At 72.5% G+C, this 18,885-nt stretch carries 18 protein-coding genes and 1 pseudogene; 6 read left to right on the forward strand and 13 right to left on the reverse strand.

Going from position 1 to position 18,885, the window contains the following annotated elements:
- Positions 1-6 precede the first annotated feature (6 nt).
- Complete coding sequence (locus ACZ79I_RS06900; protein WP_471495117.1) at positions 7-1,371, reverse strand: glutamine synthetase family protein; 1,365 nt, start codon at positions 1,369-1,371, stop codon at positions 7-9.
- Between the two features lie 74 nt (positions 1,372-1,445).
- Between ACZ79I_RS06900 and ACZ79I_RS06905 the strand changes: the two genes are divergently transcribed.
- Entirely contained in the window at positions 1,446-2,189 is a 744-nt protein-coding gene (locus ACZ79I_RS06905) for a FadR/GntR family transcriptional regulator (RefSeq protein WP_471495120.1), read from the forward strand.
- A gap of 52 nt (positions 2,190-2,241) precedes the next feature.
- The gene (locus ACZ79I_RS06910) at positions 2,242-2,934 is read left to right on the forward strand and encodes a gamma-glutamyl-gamma-aminobutyrate hydrolase family protein (protein WP_471495122.1); all 693 of its coding nucleotides are present in this window, start codon (positions 2,242-2,244) and stop codon (positions 2,932-2,934) included.
- Between the two features lie 617 nt (positions 2,935-3,551).
- On the opposite strand, the gene ACZ79I_RS06915 is transcribed toward ACZ79I_RS06910, so the two are convergent.
- Positions 3,552-4,271, reverse strand: a complete 720-nt coding sequence (locus tag ACZ79I_RS06915; RefSeq protein ID WP_471495124.1) for a helical backbone metal receptor — start codon at positions 4,269-4,271, stop codon at positions 3,552-3,554.
- Positions 4,272-4,405: 134 nt separating this feature from the next.
- Positions 4,406-4,981: a helix-turn-helix domain-containing protein gene (locus ACZ79I_RS06920; protein WP_471495126.1), complete on the reverse strand. Its 576-nt coding sequence runs from the start codon at positions 4,979-4,981 to the stop codon at positions 4,406-4,408.
- Positions 4,982-5,376: 395 nt separating this feature from the next.
- On the opposite strand from ACZ79I_RS06920, the gene ACZ79I_RS06925 reads away from it, so the two are divergent.
- The gene (locus tag ACZ79I_RS06925; RefSeq protein WP_471504797.1) at positions 5,377-6,306 is read left to right on the forward strand and encodes a 5'-3' exonuclease; all 930 of its coding nucleotides are present in this window, start codon (positions 5,377-5,379) and stop codon (positions 6,304-6,306) included.
- Between the two features lie 103 nt (positions 6,307-6,409).
- Positions 6,410-7,255, forward strand: coding sequence for a siderophore-interacting protein (locus ACZ79I_RS06930; protein ID WP_471495128.1), 846 nt, complete (start codon positions 6,410-6,412; stop codon positions 7,253-7,255).
- 97 nt (positions 7,256-7,352) lie between these two features.
- Here the strand turns inward: ACZ79I_RS06930 and ACZ79I_RS06935 are convergent, their stop codons facing one another.
- The 3 genes from ACZ79I_RS06935 to ACZ79I_RS06945 form a co-directional block, all read right to left on the reverse strand.
- Positions 7,353-8,129: an ABC transporter permease gene (locus ACZ79I_RS06935; protein ID WP_471495130.1), complete on the reverse strand. Its 777-nt coding sequence runs from the start codon at positions 8,127-8,129 to the stop codon at positions 7,353-7,355.
- A complete protein-coding gene (locus ACZ79I_RS06940) occupies positions 8,126-9,139 on the reverse strand; it encodes an ATP-binding cassette domain-containing protein (RefSeq protein WP_471495132.1) in 1,014 nt (337 codons plus the stop codon). Before ACZ79I_RS06940 ends, ACZ79I_RS06935 begins: the two co-directional genes overlap by 4 nt.
- Before the next feature lie 180 nt (positions 9,140-9,319).
- Positions 9,320-9,970: a PadR family transcriptional regulator gene (locus ACZ79I_RS06945; protein ID WP_471495134.1), complete on the reverse strand. Its 651-nt coding sequence runs from the start codon at positions 9,968-9,970 to the stop codon at positions 9,320-9,322.
- A gap of 284 nt (positions 9,971-10,254) precedes the next feature.
- Between ACZ79I_RS06945 and ACZ79I_RS06950 the strand changes: the two genes are divergently transcribed.
- Positions 10,255-11,829: an amino acid permease gene (locus ACZ79I_RS06950; protein WP_471495136.1), complete on the forward strand. Its 1,575-nt coding sequence runs from the start codon at positions 10,255-10,257 to the stop codon at positions 11,827-11,829.
- A gap of 22 nt (positions 11,830-11,851) precedes the next feature.
- Here ACZ79I_RS06950 and ACZ79I_RS06955 read toward each other — a convergent pair.
- Positions 11,852-11,990 (reverse strand): annotated as a pseudogene (locus ACZ79I_RS06955) (GNAT family N-acetyltransferase); the annotation flags it as partial.
- 78 nt (positions 11,991-12,068) lie between these two features.
- Between ACZ79I_RS06955 and ACZ79I_RS06960 the strand changes: the two are divergent.
- Positions 12,069-13,013: an RluA family pseudouridine synthase gene (locus ACZ79I_RS06960; protein WP_471495138.1), complete on the forward strand. Its 945-nt coding sequence runs from the start codon at positions 12,069-12,071 to the stop codon at positions 13,011-13,013.
- A 4-nt stretch (positions 13,014-13,017) separates the two neighbouring features.
- On the opposite strand, the gene ACZ79I_RS06965 is transcribed toward ACZ79I_RS06960, so the two are convergent.
- The 6 genes from ACZ79I_RS06965 to ACZ79I_RS06990 all read right to left on the reverse strand — a co-directional run bounded on the left by ACZ79I_RS06965 (position 13,018) and on the right by ACZ79I_RS06990 (position 18,727).
- A complete protein-coding gene (locus tag ACZ79I_RS06965; protein WP_471495140.1) occupies positions 13,018-14,532 on the reverse strand; it encodes a cytochrome P450 in 1,515 nt (504 codons plus the stop codon).
- 149 nt (positions 14,533-14,681) lie between these two features.
- Entirely contained in the window at positions 14,682-15,302 is a 621-nt protein-coding gene (locus tag ACZ79I_RS06970; protein ID WP_471495142.1) for a GTP-binding protein, read from the reverse strand.
- Positions 15,283-15,699, reverse strand: a complete 417-nt coding sequence (locus ACZ79I_RS06975) for a DUF742 domain-containing protein (RefSeq protein WP_471495144.1) — start codon at positions 15,697-15,699, stop codon at positions 15,283-15,285. The genes ACZ79I_RS06970 and ACZ79I_RS06975 overlap by 20 nt, the downstream gene beginning before the upstream one ends.
- On the reverse strand, positions 15,696-16,103 hold the full coding sequence (locus ACZ79I_RS06980) for a roadblock/LC7 domain-containing protein (RefSeq protein WP_471495146.1): 408 nt from the start codon (positions 16,101-16,103) through the stop codon (positions 15,696-15,698). The genes ACZ79I_RS06975 and ACZ79I_RS06980 overlap by 4 nt, the downstream gene beginning before the upstream one ends.
- Positions 16,100-17,704 (reverse strand): ATP-binding protein, encoded by a 1,605-nt coding sequence (locus ACZ79I_RS06985; RefSeq protein ID WP_471495148.1) that lies wholly within the window; start codon positions 17,702-17,704, stop codon positions 16,100-16,102. The genes ACZ79I_RS06980 and ACZ79I_RS06985 overlap by 4 nt, the downstream gene beginning before the upstream one ends.
- A 396-nt stretch (positions 17,705-18,100) precedes the next feature.
- Complete coding sequence (locus ACZ79I_RS06990; RefSeq protein ID WP_471495150.1) at positions 18,101-18,727, reverse strand: TetR/AcrR family transcriptional regulator; 627 nt, start codon at positions 18,725-18,727, stop codon at positions 18,101-18,103.
- Positions 18,728-18,885: the final 158 nt, after the last annotated feature.

The raw sequence follows: 18,885 nt of genomic DNA on the forward strand, positions 1-18,885 counted from the left end.
GACCCCTCACATGCGTTCGAAGGAGCGGCGCAGCTCCCAGTCGGTCACCGCGGCGTCGAAGGCCGCCAGCTCGACGCGGGCCATGTTGCGGTAGTGCGCGACGACCTCGTCGCCGAAGGCGGCCTTGGCGATGGTGCTGTTCTCCCAGAGCTCGGCGGCCTCGCGCAGGGTGGTGGGCACGTGCTCGTACTCGGCGGCGTACGCGTTGCCCGGGCACGGCCCCGGCAGCTCCAGCTTCTGCTCGATGCCGTACAGTCCCGCCGCGACCATTCCGGCGACCGCGAGGTAGGGGTTGACGTCTCCGCCGGGCACCCGGTTCTCGAAGCGCAGCGAACGGCCGTGGCCGACGACCCTGAGGGCGCAGGTGCGGTTGTCGTGCCCCCAGGCGACCGCGGTCGGGGCGAAGGAGCCGGGCTGGAACCGCTTGTAGGAGTTGATGTTGGGCGCGTACAGGAGCGAGAACTCCCGCAGTGCGGCGAGCTGCCCGGCGAGGAAGTGCCGCATCAGCTCCGACATCCCGCCGGGCCCGTCCCCCGCCATCGCGCCCGCGCCGCGGGCGTCGGCGAGCGAGAGGTGGATGTGACAGGAGTTGCCCTCACGCTCGTTGTACTTGGCCATGAAGGTGATCGAGACGCCCTCCTGGGCCGCGATCTCCTTGGTTCCGGTCTTGTAGATCGCGTGCTGGTCGCAGGTGACCAGCGCCTCGTCGTAGCGGAACGCGATCTCGTGCTGGCCGGGGTTGCACTCGCCCTTGGCGGACTCGACGGTGAGGCCGGCGCCGGCCATCTCGTTGCGGATACGGCGCAGCAGGGGCTCGATCCGGCCGGTTCCGAGCACGGAGTAGTCGACGTTGTACTGGTTCGCCGGGGTCAGCCCCCGGTAGTTCGCGTCCCACGCCTGCTCGTAGGTGTCCTTGAAGACGATGAACTCCAGCTCGGTGCCGACCTGCGCGGTGAGGCCGAGGGCGGCGAGGCGTTCGAGCTGGCCGCGCAGTATCCGGCGGGGCGCGGCGGCCACGGGCGAGCCGTCCTCCCAGGCGAGGTCCGCGATGACCAGGGCGGTGCCCTCGTGCCAGGGCACGCGGCGCAGGGTGCTCAGGTCGGGGCGGAGGGCGAAGTCGCCGTAGCCCCGGTCCCAGGAGGACATGGCGTAGCCGTCGACGGTGTTCATCTCGGTGTCGACGGCGAGGAGGTAGTTGCAGCCCTCGGTCCCGTGCTCCAGGACCTCGTCGAGGAAGAAGCGCGCGGCGAACCGCTTGCCCTGCAGACGGCCCTGCATGTCCGGGAAGGCCAAGACGACGGTGTCGATCTCTCCGCCCGCGACGAGGGCGTGCAGCTCCTCGACACCGAGCGGGGGTGTGCGGTCGGGCACGGGAGGTCTCCTTCGGTCGCCGAGAGCCATAAGGTATTTCCGAGAACCATTGATTGGGAAGGGGGCACGGCCAGATGTCGCAGACGGAACCCGGGGGCACCGGTGACCCACAGGACCGGCTGACCCCGGTGCTGCGGCCGGTGCGGGCCGGCAACGGCTTCGAGGAGGCCCTGGAGCAGATCCTCCAGGTCGTGCGCCTCGGCCTGGTGCCCGGCGGCGGGCGCCTTCCGGCGGAGCGGGAGCTGGCGGAGCGGCTGGGGATCAGCCGCGTCACGCTGCGCGAGGTGCTGAAGGTGCTGCAGGACGAGGGCCTGGTGGAGTCGCGGCGCGGACGCTACGGCGGCACCTTCGTACGGCCCCGGACCGAGGCGCGCGGCGAGGACGAGCTGCGCCGGCGCGTCGAGAAGGTCGACATCGAGGACGTGCTGCGGTTCCGGGAGGTGCTGGAGGTGGGGGCGGCGGGCCTGTGCGCCGCGCACGGCCTGACGGCGGAGCAGGAGGAGCGGCTGCGTGAGGCGCTGGCACGCACGCGGGACGCGCCGCTGGCCGACTACCGGCGGCTGGACACCCTGTTGCACCTCACCCTCGCGGAGCTCGGCGGGTCGCCCTCCCTGACGGCGCAGTACGCGGCCGTCCGGGCGACCGTGAACGACCTGCTGGACTGCATCCCGCTGCTGGTGCGGAACCTGGAGCACTCGCAGCGGCAGCACGTGGCGCTGGTGGAGGCGGTGCTCGACGGGGACGCGGACGGGGCGCGGGAGATCATGCGGGAGCACTGCGCGGGGACGGCGGCCCTGCTGCGGGGGTTCCTGGCATGAGGAGTCCGGGCAAAGGTATGGATGCGCTCCATTGGAACGCTGGGAGGATCGCATGACCGCACGACCACTGATCGGCGTGAGCACGTATCTGGAATCGGGGGCGCGCTGGGGCGTCTGGGAACTGGAGGCCGCGCTGCTGCCGTCGGGCTACCCGCGGCTGGTGCAGCGGGCCGGCGGACTCGCGGCGATGCTGCCGCCCGACGATCCGGAGCGGGCGGCGGCCACGGTGGCCCGGCTGGACGGGGTGGTGATCGCGGGCGGACCGGACGTCGACCCCTCCCGCTACGGCGCGGAGCGCTCCGAGCGGACCGGCCCGCCCGCGCACCTGCGGGACGCCTGGGAACTCGCCCTGATCCGGGCGGCGCTGGCCTCCGGCACGCCGCTGCTCGGCATCTGCCGGGGGATGCAACTGCTGAACGTGGCCCTGGGTGGCACGCTCGTCCAGCACCTCGACGGGCACGTCGCCGAGGTGGGGGTGTTCGGCACGCATCCCGTGAAGCCGGTGCCGGGCACGCGGTACGGGGACATCGCACCCGAACCGGTGTCCGTGCCGACCTATCACCACCAGGCGGTGGACCGGCTCGGCGACGGGCTGACGGTGTCGGCGTACGCGGAGGACGGGACGGTGGAGGCGGTCGAACTGCCGGGTTCGCCCTGGGTGCTCGGTGTGCAGTGGCATCCGGAGATGGGCGAGGACGTACGGGTCGTGCGGGCCCTCGTCCAAGCCGCCACGGCCGCCTCCTGAGTCCGCCCCGGCGCGCCCTCGCCCGGGCGGTGACGCACGGCGCCTCACGGGCCGGCCGAACCGCGGTGCCGCGCGCGGCGCGTGCCCCGGCCGGCGCGCAGGGCCCGCCCGTCCGCCGCGCTCCGCGCGGCGCCGGTGCGCGGGCCGGCGCGCACCGGGTTGTCACCGGGCCGAGGGGCCAAAGACCGCGGGTGTCGGCCGCCCGGTACGGGCACAGCCACCGGCGCCCCGGAAACGGAGGCCCCACCGCACTGCCGGCCTCCCCCGGCCCCCGGCGTCTTCGCCCGGCCCCGGCGTATGGCCACGGCGATGGTGGCCACGCGGGGGGCGCCGGTCTGCCGGGGCCGCGCACCTGCCCGGACCGCGCACCGCCTGCGCGGCCGTCTGCCGGCCGGGACCGGACAGGTACGGGCCCGGCCGTCGCGCCGGACGCCGTCCTCCTCACCGCCGGTACGGCCGCCGGGCTCGTGACCGTGGTGGCCGTGCCGTCTCCGACGGTCGTCCGGCACCGCATCGAACCGGGCCGGGCCACCCCCGTACGGCTGCTGCCCCGGTCGCCCCCACGGTCCCCCCGGCCCGGGGACCCCTGCTGCTCCCGGACGGGCACCGCGGCGTCGTCAGCGGAGGGCTGCTCGCAGCGCCTCGCCGATGACGCGCGGCGCCTCGCTCAGCGAAGGCCCGTACCAGGTGAGATGGCGCCCGCTGACCAGCGCGCAGGGCGTCTTCGGGAAGGACTCCGGGCCGTCGTCGGCGGTGAAGCGGTACGGCTCGTCGGGCAGCACCACGAGGTCCGGTGCCGCGTCGTGCAGCTCGGGCAGCGGGATCCTCGGATAGCGCTCCGCATGGGCCGCGTACACGTTGTCGACGCCGAGCCGGGCCAGCACGTCCCCGGCGAAGGTGTCACGGCCCAGCACCATCCAGGGCCGTCGCCAGACGGGCACCACGGCGGTCGTACGGCGCCGCGGCACGGGCAGGCCCGACCAGGCGGAGCGGGCCTCGTCCAGCCAGCGCGGCCGGGTGGACACCCCGCACGCGGCCACCACCCGCTCCAGCTCCCGGAACGCCTGCGGCACGTCCCGCACCTCGGTGACCAGGACCTCCAGGCCCGCCGCGCGCAGGGCGGCGAGGTCCGGTTCGCGGTTCTCCTCCTCGTTGGCGAGCACCAGGTCGGGGGCGAGCCGGACGATCCGCTCGACCGCGGGGTTCTTGGTCCCGCCGATCCTGACGACGTCGAGGCCCGGCGGACGGCTGCACCAGTCGGTCGCACCGGCCAGGACGCCCGGCGCGGACAGGGCCACCGCCTCCGTGAGCGACGGCACCAGCGAGACGACGCGCATCACGGCCGCCGCCCGCAGCAGCGTTCCGGGGCGCGTTCCCAGGTGCCGTCGACGGCGGGTCCGGAGGTCTCGGCCATGCCGGCGAGTATCCCAGGACGGCACCTGGACGGGTGTCCCCCGCGAGGGTCGCCCGATCAGCGCCGGCGGGAGGGGTCCTCCAACGCCTCGATGTGGTCCGCGACCGCGATCACGATCACGCGGGTGTCCGGCTCCGCGGCGCGCCAGCGGTGGCGCACTCCCCCGCTCAGGTACAGGGTGTCACCGCGCCCGAGCCGGTGCGCCCGGCCCTCCGCCTCGACTTCGACGGCGCCGTCGACGACGTACATCAGCTCGTCGTTGCGGTGCTGGAACTCCCGGCCGTCGTCGTACTCCCCGATGAACTCCATCGCGTGCAGCTGGTGGTGTCCCCGCACCAGGGTGCGCACCCGCGCCCGCCCCGGGGTGACGCCTTCGTCATCGGCGCGCAGGACGTCCACGCTGCACGCCGGGTCGGCCGCCGCGAGCAGGTCGACGGCGGTGGTGCCCAGGGCGTCGGCGATCCGCTCCAGGGAGGGCCTGCTGGGGCGTGCCCGCTCGTTCTCGACCTGGCTCAGGAAGGGAACCGACAGGCCGCTGCGCTCGGCCACGACGGCGAGGGTGAGCTCCAGCGCCCGGCGTCGCCGCCGGACGGCCGCGCCCACCCGAAGGGGCCGCTCTTTGTGGTCGCCCATCGCTCCGGCTCCCTCCCTCCTCGTCGGTGCGCCGGTCATCGGTCACTGCTTCTGTTGAGTTGTCTGCACCCTACGCATGTTCGGCAAACCGTTTCATCCGCCCGTCACATCGTTGTCATATACAAGGGTGACAGGGGTCGCGGTTTGCGCCAGGGAGTGAGCCGTCACGCCTCCCTGCGCGCACCACACTCCACAGGACAAAGTCACCGGTCAAGGGCTCGGCACGGGTGCCGGACCGGGCCGCTGCCGCATCGGCGGGTGATGCGGCGCGGCCGGAGCCGGCCGACGGGACGTGCGGACCGGCGCGAGGGCGGGCCTCGGCGGTGTTGTCCGGATCCTTCCGGTGCGCCCGTGCCCGGCCGGACGCCCGGCTCCTGTCGGTGCCGTACGGCATGATGCGGAAGGTGACCCGACGCCTGATGCTCCTCGACACCGCCTCGCTCTACTTCCGCGCCTTCTTCGGCGTCCCGGAATCCGTCAGGGCCCCCGACGGGACGCCCGTGAACGCCGTGCGCGGGCTGCTCGAATTCGTCGACCGTCTGGTCCGGGACCACCACCCCGACGACCTGGTCGCCTGCATGGACGCGGACTGGCGCCCGCACTGGCGGGTCGCCCTGGTCCCCTCCTACAAGGCGCACCGCGTGGCCGAGGAGCACGAGGCGGGTCCGGACGAGGAGCAGGTGCCGGACACGCTCTCCCCCCAGGTGCCGGTCATCGAGGCCGTCCTGGACGCGCTGGGCATCGCGCGGGTGGGGGTCGAGGGGTACGAGGCGGACGATGTGATCGGTACGTTCACGGCGCGGGCGAAGGGACCGGTCGACATCGTCACCGGCGACCGCGACCTGTACCAACTGGTCGACGACGCGCGCGAGGTGCGCGTGCTGTACCCGCTGAAGGGTGTCGGCACGCTCCAGCTCACCGACGAGGCGGTGCTGCGCGGCAAGTACGGCGTCGGCGGCCGGGGTTACGCGGATCTGGCACTGCTGCGCGGCGACCCGAGCGACGGGCTGCCGGGGGTGCCGGGGATCGGTGAGAAGACGGCCGCCAGGCTGCTCGCCGAGTTCGGGGACCTGGCCGGGATCATGGCCGCGGTCGACGACCCCGGGGCCAGGCTCACGCCGGCGCAGCGCAAGCGGCTCGACGCGGCGCGGGCCTATGTGGCGGTGGCTCCCCGGGTCGTGCGGGTCGCCGCCGACGTGCCGCTGCCGGAGGTGGCCACGGCGCTGCCGAGGACGCCGCGCGACCCCGCGGGGCTGGAGGAGCTGGCGGCCCGCTGGGGCCTGGGCGGTTCGCTGCGGCGGCTTCTCGTCACGCTCGGGACGTGACGGCTGCGGCGCCGGGTTGTCGTCGGCCCTTCGGGGACAGGTGTATCAAGGAGAAGGAGATGCTAACTTAGGCAAACCTAAGCATGGGAACTGGGAGGCCGTGATGGCAGAGCGCCCGGCAGGCAGGATCCGCAGGGTCCACTCCGCGCAGGTGGTCCGCACCCAGCGGCTGACCCCCCACATGCAGCGTGTGGTGCTCGGCGGCGACGGCCTGGCCGGCTTCGCGGCGGACACCTGCACCGACCACTATGTGAAGCTGCTGTTCCCCGCCGAGGGCGTCGTCTACCCCGAGCCCTTCGACCTGCAGCGCATCCGCGAGGAGTTCCCGCGCCGGGCATGGCCGGTGACGCGGACGTACACCGTGCGCGCCTGGGATCCCGGACGCCGGGAGCTGACGCTGGACTTCGTGATCCACGGTGACGAGGGCCTCGCGGGACCGTGGTCCCTGCGCGCGCGGCCGGGCGAGACCGTGCGGTTCATGGGCCCCGGTGGCGCCTACGCCCCGGACGCGGGCGCCGACTGGCATCTGCTCGCCGGGGACGAGAGCGCCCTGCCCGCGATCTCGGTGGCCCTGGAGGCGATGCCCGACGATGTCGAGGCCCGTGCGTTCGTGGAGGTCTCGGGCCCGGAGGAGGAGCAGAAGATCCACTCCGATGTGGAGGTGGTCTGGCTGCACCGCGGGGACCGGCCGGTCGGTGAGGCCCTCGTGGAGGCCGTGCGGGCGCTGGAGTTCCCGGAGGGCCGGGTGCACGCGTTCGTGCACGGCGAGGCCGGCTTCGTGAAGGAGTTGCGCCGGCTGCTGCGCGTCGAGCACCGCGTCCCGCGGGACGATCTCTCGATCTCGGGATACTGGCGCCTCGGACACGACGAGGACGGCTGGCAGGCGTCGAAGCGGGAGTGGAAAGCGCGCGTCGAGGCGGAGCAGGAGGGGGGCGCGTCCGCGGCGTAGGACGCGGAACGCGGCGGCACCACCGAGATGGTGCCGCCGCCGTGTCGTGCGGGCTCCCACCGTCCGCGGACCCGGCCTGCTCACAGGACCGGTGGGCTCACACCGACCGCTGGTAGGAGCGGAATGTGCGGATCGACAGCCACACCGCGGCGATCGCCAGTCCCAGCAGCGCCCCTCCCCTGCCCAGCACGCCGCCCCAGTCCGGATGCGCGGACAACGCGGAGCGGCCCGCCACCATCGCCCAGTCGAGAGGGTTGAGGTCGGCGATGTGCCGCATCCAGGAGGGCATCTGGGACGGTGCCATGAAGGCGGTGGACAGGAAGGTCAGCGGCAGCAGCAGGAACGTGTTGATGCCGATGATCGACTCCCGCTCCTGGACCAGCATGCCCAGCGCGTTGGACAGCGCCCCGAAGACCGTGCCGAGCAGCACGGCGGCGAGGACCAGGATCACGATGCCGCCGATGCCGCCCGGGTAGTCCGCGCCGCCGAGCAGTCCCAGCAGCACGATGACGACCGACTGCAGGGCGGTGACCAGGCCGTTGTGGACCACGTTGCCGTTCATCAGCGCGGCCCGGCTGACCGGTGTGGTCAGAAAGCGGTTGAGCGTGCCCCGCTGGATCTCCTCCAACGTGCCCATGCCGGCCCACATGTTGGAGCTGAGCGCGCTCATCACGACGACGCCGGGCACCAGGTAGTCGAGGTACGAGGTGGTGCCGAAGCCGCCGAGTCCGACGACCTTCCTGAAGAGGTTGCCGAACAGGAACAGCCAGATCACGGGCTGGATCAGGGTGATGACGGCGTAGGCGGGCTGCCGGGCGAACACCATGAGCTGACGCTGCGTCATGTACCAGGTCTGGGAGACGGCGGTGCTCATCGCGCACCTCCGGCGAGGACGAGGCCGGCGCCGGTGTCCGCATCCGCCTCGGAGTAACGGCGGCCCGCGTGGCGGAGGTACACGTCGTCGAGGGAGGGGCGCGCGACCGTCGCCGCGGCGACGGTGACCCCGGCGCGTTCGAGCGCGCCGATCAGCGCGGGCATCGCGGCGGCCCCGTTGTCGGCGCGGGCGCTGATCCGGCGCCCGTCGATGAGCACCTCGTGCACGCCCTGCAGCCCGCGCAGGGCGCCCCCCAGCAGCGTACGGCCCGCCTCGCCGACCGCCTCGCGCAGTTCCATGTGGACCGCGTCACCGCGGAGTTCGCCCTTGAGGGCGTCCGGGGTGCCCTCCACGACGACCCGGCCGCGGTCGACGATCGCGATGCGCTCGGCGAGCCGGTCGGCCTCCTCCAGATAGTGCGTGGTCAGCAGGATGGTCAGACCGTCCTCGCCGGCCAGGCGGCCGATCTCCTCCCACATGGCGGTGCGGGCCTGGGGGTCCAGGCCGGTGGTGGGCTCGTCCAGGAACAGCACCTCGGGCCGGTGCACCAGGCCCAGTGCCACGTCCAGGCGACGCCGCATTCCGCCGGAGTAGCCCTTGACCTGGCGCCTCGCCGCATCGGTCAGCGTGAAGCGCTCCAGCAGTCCGTCCACACGGCGGTCGAGCGCGGTGCCTTTGAGGCCATGGAGCCTGCCCTGGAGCCGGAGGTTCTCGCGCCCCGTGGCCACGGGGTCGGCGCCCGAGCTCTGGGCGACCACGCCGATCGCGCGGCGCACCCGGTCGGGGTGGCGCAGCACGTCGTGGCCCGCGACGGTGGCCGTGCCCGAGTCGGGGCGGGCCAGGGTGGTGAGGATCTTGACGGTGGTGGACTTCCCGGCGCCGTTCGGGCCGAGGAGCCCGAAGACGGTGCCCGGCCGGACCGTGATGTCCATGCCGTTGAGGGCGGTGACATCACCGGGATAGGTCTTGATCAGCTGGCGCGCCTCCACTGCGGGCGCACGGGTGTTCATGACGACTGCTCTCTCCTCCGTGAGCGGATGACAGCTGATCCGTGTGAGGAGCGCCGGGCCTATCCTGGGTGTGCCGCACCTCGATCGCCCGGATGTGCCTCACGGCGGATTCAGCTCGGGGTTGCCGACCCCGGCGGGACTGCTGCAACAGGCCCGCCGGGGTCCGTTCTTCTTCGGCGGTCACGGCCCGTCGGCCGGGCCGCCCTCCAGCTTCCGCAGTTCTTCGGGGACCTCCCCCGTCTCGTTGAAGAGCCGCCATTCCTCAAGGCCCGGGAACGTCCCCTCCGTGAGCTCGTCCAGGAAGCCGCGGACCCATGCGGCCTGCGCGTCGATCATGTGGAGCTGGTACTCGCACTCGATCAGCACGAGCCGGGGAAGCGTCTCGTAGAGCTTCTCCAGTCCGCCGCGCAGGCTGGCCGCCCGCACCTCCAGTCCGGCGAGCCGCTCCCTCAGCAGGCGGGCCACCTCGTCGGGGTGGAGCACGGCGATCAGGGAGAGCGCCGCCTCGAAGACGGGGAACTCCCGCGCCGGGACGGCGAGCAGGTCCGACAGCCACTCGACGGCCTCTTCGCGTCCGGCGTCCGTGATGCCGTAGAGCGTGCGCTCGGGCCGGTTGCCCTGGCGCTGTACCTCGGCCACCTCGACGAAGCCGTGCTTCTCCAGGTTCTGGACGACGGTGTAGAGCGAGCCGTAGTTGATCTTCAGGCTGGTGTCCTTGCCGCGTCGGCGCAGGGTCTGGGCGATCTCGTACGGATGCATCGGCTTCTCGGTGAGCAGCACCATGACCGCGAGCGCCAGCGGGTTGCCGAGCTTCCGGCGCTTCACCGCCACGGCCTTCACCTCACACCGTTGAACTCGTTGAACTCGTTAGAACTCGTTGACGAGAACTCGTTGACGAATATCCGTGGCCGAACATATCGCGTCCACACGACCCGGGTCAACACACACGATGTATCGCGTTCGCCCGCCGCCAGCAAGGGGTGAGGACTTGGGTCCGTTCCCGACACGGCCGCGTGACGCCGGTGAAACAGCCCCTCCTTACGTTCTGTCGCCCGACAGGAATTTCTGTCACCCGACAGGAACTCTCCCGCCGCAGCGCGAAAGCAGGTTGCCGCATGACGAGCACCGCCCCCGCCGACGTCCGCCCCGACCCGCCGCGCCCCGAGGGGGCCGCCGACCTCGCACGGTTCGGCTACCGCCAGGAGCTGCACCGCAGCCTCGGCCGGTACGCGTCCTTCGCCGCCGGGTTCTCCTTCATCTCCGTACTGACGACCGTCTTCCAGTTCTTCGCGTTCGGGTACGCCTTCGGGGGTCCCGTCTTCTTCTGGACCTGGCCCGCGGTGCTGGTGGGCCAGCTTCTGGTGGCCGCCTGCTTCGCCGAACTGGCCGCGCGCTATCCGATCTCGGGCGCCATCTACCAGTGGTCCTCGCGGCTGTCCACCGCCACCTTCGGCTGGTTCGCCGGCTGGATCATGGTCATCGGGCAGATCGTGGTGGTCGCGGCCGCCGCCCTCGCGCTGCAGATGGTGCTACCGCCGCTGTGGTCCGGCTTCCAGCTGGTGGGCGGCGACCCGGCGCCCACCTCGTCGACGGGTGCGGCGAACGCGGCGGTCCTCGGCGTCGTCCTGCTGGTGCTCACCACGCTCGTGAACATCGTCGACAACCGCGTGATGTCAGCCGTCAACCGGGTCGGGGTGACCGCCGAGATCATCGGCGCCTGCCTGATCGTCGTGCTGCTGCTCACGCACTCCGAGCGCTCCCCCGGCATCACCTTCCACACCGCCCCCGGCACGGGCGGCGGTCTGTTCGGCGCGCTGCTCGTGGGCTCGTTCACGGCGGCGTACGTGATGATCGGCTTCGACAGCGCAGGCGAGATGAGCGAGGAGACCCACAACCCGCGCCGCACCGCGCCCCGCACGATCCTCACCGCGCTCGGCGCGGCCGGCCTGCTCGGCGGCCTGATCGTCCTCGGCGGCATCCTCGCCGCCCCCAGCCTGACCGACGGACGCCTCGGCACGGACGGTCTGAGCTACGTCCTGACCAGCAGCCTCGGCGACGGCGTCGGGCGGGTGCTGCTCGCCGACGTGGTGGTGGCCATCACGGTGGCGACCCTCGCGATCCAGACGGCCGCCTCCCGGATGATCTTCTCCATGGCCCGTGACGGCCGGCTTCCCTTCGCCGCGCCGCTCGCCCGGGTCAACCCGCGCACCGGCATGCCGACCGCCCCGGCCCTGGTGGTGGGCGTCCTCGCGGCCGTACTGCTCCTGCTGAACTTCGTCTCCCCGGACGCCTTCCTCGCCATCGGCACCACGTGCATCGTGATGCTGTACCTGGCGTACGCGATGGTGACGGGTCCGTTGCTGGTGCGGCGACTGCGCGGCGAGTTCCCGGCCGGGGGCACGGACGAGAAGGGTGCCCCGCTGTTCTCACTCGGCCGCTGGGGCGTCCCCGTGAACGCACTGGCCCTGCTCTACGGCCTGCTCATGACCGTCAACCTGGCCTGGCCGCGCGCGGCCGTGTACGACCCGGCCGGCGGGCACTGGTACTTCCAGTGGTTCACGGTGCTGTTCCTGGCGGCGACCCTGGTCGCCGGCGCGGCCCACCGCCTGTGGAGCCGGCGCTCGGCGGACCCCACCGCTCCCGTGCAGGAGCCGGCCGTCCAGGAGGTGAGCGCCCAGATCACGGGATGAGCAGGTCCTGGAGGTCCTGGAGGTCCTGGAAGGCCGCGTGGACCGCAGGAGCGTCGCCGGGGCTCCAGGGGCGCAGGACCAGGCCGTCACCGGTGGCCAGGGGGCTGAGGGGTGCCGGCGAGCGTTCCGGCGGGCAGGACCCGGCGCGGGAGACAGGGCATCGGGGCGTCCTCGCAACGCGCGGCGGGGCGTACCCGGCGATTTTCACCGCCCCCCGCCCGACTCGTACGCTGCTCGTGATGAGACGCAGACCCAGGACCCCGCCCTCCCCGCTGCCGCAGCGCGACGGCGTCGACCCGGTGCGGGTGAGGCTGCCGCCCGGCGAGGGGTGGGCGTCCGTCCGCGACCATCTCGTGGCGCGGCTCGCGGCCGGGGACGGGGTGGTCGACGGCATGCTCGACGCGGGGCTGGTCGTCGGGGCGGACGGGCGGCCCGTCGCGCCTGACGCCGCCTACGCGCCGGGCGCGTACGTGTGGTTCCACCGCCCGCTGCCCGACGAGGAGCGCGTTCCGTACCCGGTCGAGGTGGTCCACCGCGACGAGCACATCGTCGTCGCCGACAAGCCGCACTTCCTCGCCACCACACCGCGCGGCAGCCATGTCGCCGAGACGGCCCTCGCCCGGCTGCGGCGCGATCTGGGGATACCGACGCTGACCGCGGCGCACCGGCTGGACCGGCTCACCGCCGGGCTGGTGCTGTTCACCGTGCGGCCCGAGGAGCGCGGCAGGTACCAGTGCCTGTTCCGCGACCGGCGCGTCGCCAAGGAGTACGAGGCCGTCGCCCCGTACGACCCGGGGCTGCCGCTGCCGCGCACCGTGCGCAGCAGGATCGTGAAGGAGCGCGGGGTCATGGCGGCCCGGGAGGTGGCGGGCGAGCCCAATGCGGTGAGCCGGGTCGAGCTGCTGGAGCACCGGGACGGGCGCGGGCGCTACCGGCTGCTCCCGCGCACCGGGCAGACCCACCAGCTGCGCGTGCACATGAACGCGCTGGGCCTGCCGGTCCTCGGCGATCCCCTCTACCCGGTGGTGACCGCCCCCGGACCGGCCGGTGACTTCCGGCGCCCGCTCCAGCTGCTGGCGCGGGCACTGGAGTTCACCGATCCGGTCACGGGGCGCGCACACCGCTTCGTCAGCGGGCGGGAGCTGCGGGCGTGGTCGTCCTACGACGCGTGGGCCGCCCGGTAGGGGCTCACTCGCCCCTCCACCACCGCAGCACCCGTCGCCACACGCCGGGCCGCCCCTGCGCGTCGGCGGCCGGCTCGGGCGGCACCGGCCGGGCGGCCGCCGGCCGGGGCGGCGGCGGGGTGGCCTGCTCCGGAAGCGGCGTCGCCGGCTGCGGGCCGGACGTGGTGACCTCCCAGCCGGGGCGCTGCCGCGGCACCTGCCGCAGGGCCGGTGCCGCGGTCACGTCCTGCGGCGGCCTCGGCTCGAACCGCACCGGCAGCTCCACCAGATGCCGCGACGCGATGGACCCGGTCCAGCGCAACTCGTCCTCGTCGCAGTCCAACTCGATGTCCGGCAGCCGCATCAGCAGCGCGTCGATACCGGTGTCGGCGATGGCACGGCCGATGTCCTGGCCGGGGCATTCGTGCGGGCCGCCGCCGAAGGCCAGGTGGGAGCGGTTGCCCTGCATGTTGGCGGAGAGGTCGGGCCGCACCCGCGGGTCGACGTTGCCGGGCGCGATGCCCAGGAGCAGCCCGTCGCCCTTGCGGATGCGCCGGCCGCCGAGTTCCGTGTCCTGCTTGGCGAAGTAGCCGAGGATGGAGCTGAACGGCGGCTCGTCCCACAGGGACTGCTCGACCGCCTCGGGGACCGTCATCTGGCCGCCGTTGAGCTGGGCCCGGAAGCGCGGGTCGGTGAGCACCACGCGCAGCACGTTCGCGAGGAGGTTGGCGGTGGCCTCGTAGGCGGCGATCAGGACCAGCCGCAGGTGCTCCCTGATCTCGTCGTCGGTGAGCCCGGCCGGGTGGTTGACGAGATGGGTGGTGAAGTCCTCCTCGGGCTGGGTCCGGCGGCGTGCGGTGAGCCGGGTCAGGGCGTCCACGATGTACTGGTTGCTGGCGATCGCGGTCTCGGTGCCCTTGAGCATGTCGCGGGCGGCGTGCACGATCCGGTCGTTGTACTCGTCGCCCATGCCGAGGACCTCGCACATCACCGCCATCGGGAGATGGTCGGCGAACTGTGTGACCAGGTCGGCCCGGCCCTCCTCGCAGAAGCGGTTGACGAGGGCCTGCGTGGCGCGGTTGATGAACCGGCGCAGGCCCCGGTAGTCGATGGTCGACATGGCGCCGGTGACCGCACCGCGCAGCCGCAGATGCTCGTCGCCCTCGGCGTAGGAGCAGATGGGCTGCCAGGCGAAGTGCGGCGTCAGCGGGTGGTCGGGCGTGACCTGGCCGGTCTGCAGCGCGGACCAGATGCGGCTGTCGCGGGTGAAGTGCGCGGGGCTGCGCACCATGTGCAGGTTCTCGCCGTGGCCGAGCACCACCCAGACGGGGACGTCGTCGTGGAGCAGCGCGGGGGCCACGGCACCGTGTTCCGCACGGAGTTTCTCGTGCAGGGCCCCCAGGTCCTGTGCCTCGGGGCCGTACAGCCGGTGCACTCCGCCGGGTCCGCGGCCGTGGGCCGGGCAGCCGGGCGGCGGCGCTGACGGGGCGTCCGTGCGGGTGAGGTCCCTGCCGGTCAGGGAGTGGGGTTCAGGCGTCACGATGGTCGCTCCGGTACTGGGGTGGATCCGGTGTCTTGGGGTGGGGACGGGACACGGTGCGGGCTGGGCCGCGTACGCGGGGACGGCCTGGGGGCGTACCCGGGAACGGGCGGGATGCGTACGTCGGGCGCCGGTGGCGCGTACGCGCATCAGACGGGTGCGCGCTTCACCGTGAGGGAGTGCAGGAAGCGCATCAGCGTCATCAGGACGTCGCGGCTGGAGGCGCGGCGCCGCGCGTCACAGTCCATGATCGGGATCTCCTCGGGCAGGTCGAGGGCCGCGCGCAGCTCCGCCATGGGGTAACGGGGCGCGTCCGGGAAGGAGTTGACGGCGACCACGAAGGGCACGCCGCGTTCCTCCAGACGGCCGATGACGTCGAAGCTGACCTCCAGGCGGCGCGTGTCGACCAGGACGACCGCGCCGAGCGCGCCCTCGAACAGGCCGTTCCACAGGAACCAGAAGCGTTCCTGGCCGGGCGTCCCGAACAGGTACAGGACCAGCTGCTCGGTGATGCTGATGCGTCCGAAGTCCATCGCCACGGTGGTGGCCGTCTTGCTGTCGGAACCGTAGTTGTCGTCGACCCCGATGCCCGCCTGGGTCATGGTCTCCTCGGTCGTCAGCGGCCTGATCTCGCTGACGGAACCGACCATGGTGGTCTTGCCGACCCCGAAACCGCCCACGATCACGATCTTCACAGCGGCCTGGGCCGTGTGCGGCAGGTGGTCCTCGGTCCGTGGGCCGGGGACGGTGTCAGAGCTTCTGTAGTCCATGCATCACCGCTTCGAGGAGGGAACGGTCAGGCATCGTCTGCCGGGCGATCGGGGCGCGTGCCTGGACCAGTTCGGCCGCCAGCAGGTCGGTGATCAGCACGGTGACCACGCTGAACGGCAGACTGAGGTAGGCCGAGATCTCGGCCACGGACAGGGGGGCCTGACAGATCCGGAGCAGGGCCGCCTGCTCCGGCGTGGCCGTGGGAGGGGGGTCGGCGCTCGCCACGATCAGGGTGACGAGGTCGATGGGGGCGCGCTCGCCCCCGTCGGTCGCGCCGGTGAGGATGTACAACCGCTCGGGGTTCTTCTCCTCGCCCTGCTTCCCGCCGTCCGTCGGGACGGGACCCGGCGGGGGGTCTTCCTGGGGGTGGCGCCGACGGCGTCGGGGAGGAGTCATACGGTCTGCTCGTCGCGCCGCGGCGGACTGGTCAGGTGGGAACCGATGCGGATGACGAGATCGCGCATGCGGTTGCTCATCAGGCCGGCCTCGGCGACGGTGTCGGCGAGCACGGCGAGGTAGGCGTTGGGGCCGGCCGCCATCATGTAGAAGTAGCCGCCGTCGATCTCGATGATGACCATGCGCATCCGGCCGTCGCTGTCGGGGATCTCCGCCGCCACCGCGCCGGCCAGGCTCTGCAGCCCGGCGCAGGCGGCGGCGACGCGGTCGGCGGCGTCGGGGTCACCGCCGTAGCGGGCGATGCGCAGACCGTCGGCGGAGAGCACCACGACCTGGTGGACGCCCGGTACGCCGTCGGCGAGTTCCTTGAGCAACCAGTCGAAGTTGCCTCGTTGCTGGATCACTTGAGGTCCCCCTCGTCCTCGGCCTCGGCAGGGGCCGGCTCGTCGTTCCTGGTGAATGCGTGCGGGTCGCCGACCGGGGGCCCGGAGGAGAACGCGTTCGGGTCCGGGTCGGCCTTGAGCCCGTTCATGAACGCCTCGACCCACAGACCGGGCGCGGGCTCGTCCTTCTCCGGTTCGGGCTCCGGCGCCCAGGGAGAGGAGGCGCCGGCGGCCTCCGCGGCGGCGGCCTCGGCGAGCCGCTGGCTGAGCGGTGTCTTCACCCGGCTGCGGCGCTGCGGCAGGCCGTTGGCCGTCCACTCGGTGACGACGGGCACGTCGTCCTCCATGGAGAACTGCCGCGGGATCCGGGGCCCGGTGGTGGGGCGGCGCTTCTTGGCGTTGCGCTCGGGGCCCTCCACCCCGTCGTTGTCCAGGGTCGGCACGGAGGACGCGCCGATGCCGTGGGCGAACCCGGGGGCGGGCTCGGTGGTCAGCATGTCGTTCGGGATGATGAGGATGGCGCGGACGCCGCCGTACGCCGACTGCCGCAGCGACACGTGCATGTTGAACATCGACGACAGCCGGCCGACGACGGCGAGACCGAGACGCGGGGCCTCCCCGAGTTCCTGGATGTCGACCCCGGCCTGGGCCTCGGCGAGCCGCTTCTCGACCTTGGCGCGGCTCTCCTCGCTGAGGCTGACGCCGCCGTCCTCGATCTCGACGGCGATGCCGGTCTGCACTTCGACGGCGGTGACGTGCACCTTGGTCTGGGGCGGTGAGTAGCGCGTGGCGTTGTCGAGGAGTTCGGCCGCGGCGTGGATGATCGGCTCGACCGAGATGCCCCTGATGTTGACCTTGGCGATGGAGTGCAGCTCGATGCGGCGGTACTCCAGGATGCGGGACATCGCGCCGCGCAGCACGCTGTAGAGCGGGACGGGCTTGGGCCATTGGCGTCCCGGGCGGCCGCCGCCGAGGACGGCGATGGAGTCGGCGAGGCGGCCGATCAGCGCGGTGCCGTGGTCGATGCGCAGCAGGTCGTCGAAGACCTCGGGGTTGCGTCCGTGGTCCTCCTCCATCTCCCTGAGTTCCTTGGCCTGCTGGTGGACGATGGCCTGGACCCGGCGGGCGATGTTGACGAACGCGCGCTGCGAGGAGTCGCGCATCGCGATCTCGCGGTCGACGATCTGGAGCAGGGTGCGCAGCAATTGGCGCTGCGGCCCGGGCAGTCCGCGAAAGTGCGGGCTCTCGTCGATGACGGTCCGGATCACCTCTGCGGGGGAGACGCCGGTGCGCAGCACCGCGAGCGTCCTGGGCACGATCTCCGTGCGGAAGTACTCGATGTCGTCGTCCTGGGAGGCGATCCGCTGTTCCAGGTACGCGGTCCGCTGCGCGAAGTCGGCCCGCAGGGCACGGACGGTGCGGCCGCGGCGTGCCGCGACAGCCGCGACGGAGGTCACCAGGACGGTGGCGATGACTCCGCACCAGCCGACGGCGATGCGGGCCGGCCCCGTCACCACGGCGACGGCGGCCCCGGTTGCCGCGGCCGTCAGTATGGCCGGCAGCAACAGCACGCGCGCGTAGGGAAGTTCACGGCCACCGGGAGGCGATTGAACACTCACCATGTATGCCCTCTGAGATGAATCGGCAGGGTCGGGATGCTTACGGACGGAACGTGGGGGTACGCATGGAATCGGGCATGGGTATCCACCGGATCTTCGGCATCATCGGGAACAAACGCACGAATAACCTCAACTCGGTGCGCTGCGGGCGAGCTTAGTCCGACCGGATCATCGCTATGTCATATTCCGCAAGCACCTGAAACGGCCCCCCGGGCAGGAGTACCCTCGGGCACATTTGCACGCTGCGCCGCCGTTCGCACACGATGCGTCATGGCGTACATCCGTGCGAAGGCAATCGCCCTGAAGAGTGAAAGACCTTGGGGCACGGACGACGCGTACGCGTTCAGAGGTACGTGTTCAGGCGTACGCGTTCAGGCGTACGCGTTCAGGCGTACGCGTTCAGACGCCGGCGATGCGCAGGGCCGCGTCCGCCGTGGCCTCGGCGAAGACGGAGACCGGGCGCTCCGGATCGGAGCGGTGAACCAGGATGACGCCCTCGATCAGCCCGAAGACCAGATCCGTCCGCAGGTCCAGCTCACTCTTCGCGAGCGCGCCCCCCGCCCGGGTCGCCGCGAGCAACTGCCGGTAGCCGTCCTTGAGTTCGGCCCGTACGGCGTGGAAGCCCGCGAAGCGCTCGGTACGGACCTCGGGCAGCAGGTAGAGCACGCCGAGATTGTGCGGGCCCCCGCACAGCAGCTCGACGTCGGTACGGCACAGCTCCCACAGCCGCTCCCCGGCGGGGGCCGCCTCGTCGGCGAGCAGTTCACGGGCGTAGGCCAGCGAGGGCGTGACGGTGGACTCCAGCAGCTCGGCGAGCAGTTCCTCCTTGCCGGCGACGTGGTGGTACATGGACGCCTGCCGCATCCCGGCCCGCTCGGCCACGGCCCGGGTGGTGGTGGCGGCGTACCCCCGGGTCGTGAACAACTCGGCGGCCGCGAGGAGGAGTTCGTCGCGCGGCGACAGCCCGCTGTCGGGCCGCTGCGCCACGCGCGGCCGGCCGACCCGCCGCCCACCACCGGTTCCCATGCGTTCGATCCTCGCACACGGCGGCCCACGGCCGTCCCGGCCGCGGGGCGGGCGCCACGGCGCACACCACCGTCGGGGACCACCGCGTGAGGGATCGGTAACCGGCCGGCAACGCCCGGGACACGGCCGCGACGCGACCCCCGCCTAATTTCTGTCGG

The organism is Streptomyces sp. PSU-S4-23 (assembly GCF_055632315.1).

Excerpts from the sequence above, each read along its gene's own strand:
- ACZ79I_RS06940 (WP_471495132.1), bottom strand. The coding sequence starts at position 9,139 with ATGAACACCCGTGCGCCCGCAGTGGAGGCGCGCCAGCTGATCAAGACC.
- ACZ79I_RS06985 (WP_471495148.1), bottom strand. The coding sequence starts at position 17,704 with ATGGTGAGTGTTCAATCGCCTCCCGGTGGCCGTGAACTTCCCTACGCG.
- ACZ79I_RS06910 (WP_471495122.1), top strand. The coding sequence starts at position 2,242 with ATGACCGCACGACCACTGATCGGCGTGAGCACGTATCTGGAATCGGGG.
- ACZ79I_RS06915 (WP_471495124.1), bottom strand. The coding sequence starts at position 4,271 with ATGCGCGTCGTCTCGCTGGTGCCGTCGCTCACGGAGGCGGTGGCCCTG.
- ACZ79I_RS06930 (WP_471495128.1), top strand. The coding sequence starts at position 6,410 with ATGGCAGAGCGCCCGGCAGGCAGGATCCGCAGGGTCCACTCCGCGCAG.
- ACZ79I_RS06920 (WP_471495126.1), bottom strand. The coding sequence starts at position 4,981 with ATGGGCGACCACAAAGAGCGGCCCCTTCGGGTGGGCGCGGCCGTCCGG.
- ACZ79I_RS06935 (WP_471495130.1), bottom strand. The coding sequence starts at position 8,129 with ATGAGCACCGCCGTCTCCCAGACCTGGTACATGACGCAGCGTCAGCTC.
- ACZ79I_RS06990 (WP_471495150.1), bottom strand. The coding sequence starts at position 18,727 with ATGGGAACCGGTGGTGGGCGGCGGGTCGGCCGGCCGCGCGTGGCGCAG.
- ACZ79I_RS06905 (WP_471495120.1), top strand. The coding sequence starts at position 1,446 with ATGTCGCAGACGGAACCCGGGGGCACCGGTGACCCACAGGACCGGCTG.
- ACZ79I_RS06950 (WP_471495136.1), top strand. The coding sequence starts at position 10,255 with ATGACGAGCACCGCCCCCGCCGACGTCCGCCCCGACCCGCCGCGCCCC.
- ACZ79I_RS06960 (WP_471495138.1), top strand. The coding sequence starts at position 12,069 with ATGAGACGCAGACCCAGGACCCCGCCCTCCCCGCTGCCGCAGCGCGAC.
- ACZ79I_RS06970 (WP_471495142.1), bottom strand. The coding sequence starts at position 15,302 with ATGGACTACAGAAGCTCTGACACCGTCCCCGGCCCACGGACCGAGGAC.
- ACZ79I_RS06925 (WP_471504797.1), top strand. The coding sequence starts at position 5,377 with ATGCGGAAGGTGACCCGACGCCTGATGCTCCTCGACACCGCCTCGCTC.
- ACZ79I_RS06975 (WP_471495144.1), bottom strand. The coding sequence starts at position 15,699 with ATGACTCCTCCCCGACGCCGTCGGCGCCACCCCCAGGAAGACCCCCCG.